3 protein-coding genes and 1 pseudogene (1 of these 4 cut by a window edge) are annotated in these 1,951 nt (G+C 41.3%); 2 read left to right on the top strand and 2 right to left on the bottom strand.

Annotated features, from left to right (window positions below):
* Both COT81_05120 and COT81_05115 read left to right on the top strand, forming a co-directional pair.
* Positions 1-192 (top strand): annotated as a pseudogene (locus tag COT81_05120) (hypothetical protein) (it extends 1,953 nt beyond the left edge of the window).
* Between the two features lie 115 nt (positions 193-307).
* Positions 308-589, top strand: a complete 282-nt coding sequence (locus COT81_05115) for a hypothetical protein (GenBank protein PIS04674.1) — start codon at positions 308-310, stop codon at positions 587-589.
* Between the two features lie 477 nt (positions 590-1,066).
* Here the strand turns inward: COT81_05115 and COT81_05110 are convergent, their stop codons facing one another.
* Positions 1,067-1,717, bottom strand: a complete 651-nt coding sequence (locus COT81_05110; protein ID PIS04673.1) for an HAD family phosphatase — start codon at positions 1,715-1,717, stop codon at positions 1,067-1,069.
* Positions 1,704-1,951, bottom strand: a 248-nt coding sequence (locus COT81_05105) for a peptide-methionine (S)-S-oxide reductase (GenBank protein ID PIS04672.1), incomplete at its 5' end; no start/stop codon positions are given. The genes COT81_05105 and COT81_05110, both read right to left, overlap by 14 nt.

The raw sequence follows: 1,951 nt of genomic DNA, 5'->3' as shown, positions 1-1,951 counted from the left end.
CCGCAACTACCTAGCGTACCGACTGAAATTATTTCTTTACCGTTGGATTTTAATTGCAATATTACTGATTTTTCAACTCATAAAGAATCAACGCGAGTTACAGTCCATGGGCAAAGCGCGGATGGCACATCATTTGCTGATTCCTTCTTTGAGATATTCGTAGACATAGAGTTGCCAGGGGACTTGAATTAGAACTCAACGCAATCAAAAAAGCAGCCCTGTCTCCCAAAGCTGCTTTTTAATAGCTTGAAAAAATGTGCTTATTCCTGTAATGTGCTAAAGCTACCAGTGGCAGAAAGGAGGCCATATGGGTGGACACGATCCTTACGCACGTTGCCTTCCGATCCGACAGGTGGACGAACCGGAACTGTACGATTTCGTCCGGTCTAAGCTCGACGAGCTGGCAGACTTACTGGATGGATTGGATGTGGCCCGATGTGAAGGATGGAAGGGAAAAGTTCGTTCACCGACGGTCGCAATTTGGTTCTCGGACTCTGCCCCCGAGGGCCAGCTGAAAAAGCAAAAGCAAAAGTTGCTGGAGGCTCTTCTCGTACGGATGCAAGAACACCAACGAGAGGCAGCTTTGTGAGAAGCAACCAACATCTTATTCGTGGCCAGTGCCTAAGATTGGAGGACCTTAGGCATATCCAAATGCAACTTACATCTTTTCATTCCCGGCTTGATCGGGGATCCAGAAGTTTAACTGGATTCCAGTTGCCACGGGAATGACATTTAAAGTAGGTTGTTTTTGGTTTGAGTTATGCACAGATTTTTCCCTTGACCTCTTTTCATGACTATTTTATTAACGGTATAATTATAGCGGTTAGTATTGAGGTTTGGCTTGCTCATTTTATTAAGACACCTTGGTCGGGGTGCGACTACGGCAAGTGAGATGATCGCTAACCACTTTAAGACTAATGTCACTCAGATGGCAAAAAAGAAAGCAGCCGCTAAGAAAAAAACCGCTAAGAAAAAGAAGTAACGGTTTTCGTAAATAGCCTAACCCCTCATCTAAATTATAGATGGGGGGTTAGGCGTATTTTGTTAATATTGCCTAAGCTATCAATTAGGCCAAATCTTCCAAAGTGATTTCAGTGTAGTCTTTAATTGTTTTATCGGCCTGGTGCAGTTCTTCGGGGGTGTGAGTAGTTGTTATGCCAATAACTTTCATGTCGGCGTTTTTACCAGAAGCTACACCTGAAAGAGAGTCTTCAAAAACGATGCAATATTTTGATTTCACTCCTAGTTTTTTTGCTGAGAGCAGATAAATTTCTGGGTCAGGTTTGCCTTTAGTAACATCATGTTGCGCGGTTATGGCATTAAAAAAGCTACGGGAATTTGTTTCGTTGAATAATTGTTCCACGTTTTCAATTGGGGATGAGGTTGCCAGGGCAGTTGGAATGTTATTCCTCTGGCATTTTTTCAAAAACTCTTCTAGGCCGGCAATTAATTTTGATTTACCTTTGTACAATTCCCGGTATAATGCCGGTTGTTCGGCACTTAATTGCTCAAGTTCTTTCCCAGTAATTTTTTTGCCTAGTAAAATTTGCACGATTTCAGGGTTGCGCCGGCCGGAGATTTTTTCATCAAAAATTTTTTTGGTGACTGTGACCCCATGTTTTTTGCCAAATTCCATCCAGGCTTTTTCATGATAGCTGACGTTATCTACAATTACTCCGTCCATATCAAAGATGCAAGCCAGCTTAGGTACCGTCATTTTTTAAAAGTTTGGAGTACTTAGCTTTAAATTTGGCGAGCTTGGGGTTGATGACAATTTGGCAATATCCTTGATCCGGATTTTTTTTATAGTATTCGTGGTGGTATGCTTCAGCTTCAAAAAATGTATCCAGCGGTTTAATTTCAGTTACAATTTTTTTGTTGTAAACTTTGTCTTTTGATAATTGCGCAATAAATTTTTCAATAGTTTCTTTTTGAGCATCGCTAGTGTAAT

The sequence above is a fragment of the Candidatus Buchananbacteria bacterium CG10_big_fil_rev_8_21_14_0_10_42_9 genome (genome assembly GCA_002773845.1).
Classification (GTDB): Bacteria; Patescibacteriota; Patescibacteriia; order Buchananbacterales; family 21-14-0-10-42-9; genus 21-14-0-10-42-9.
This window is presented reverse-complemented; position numbering and strand designations above follow the sequence as displayed.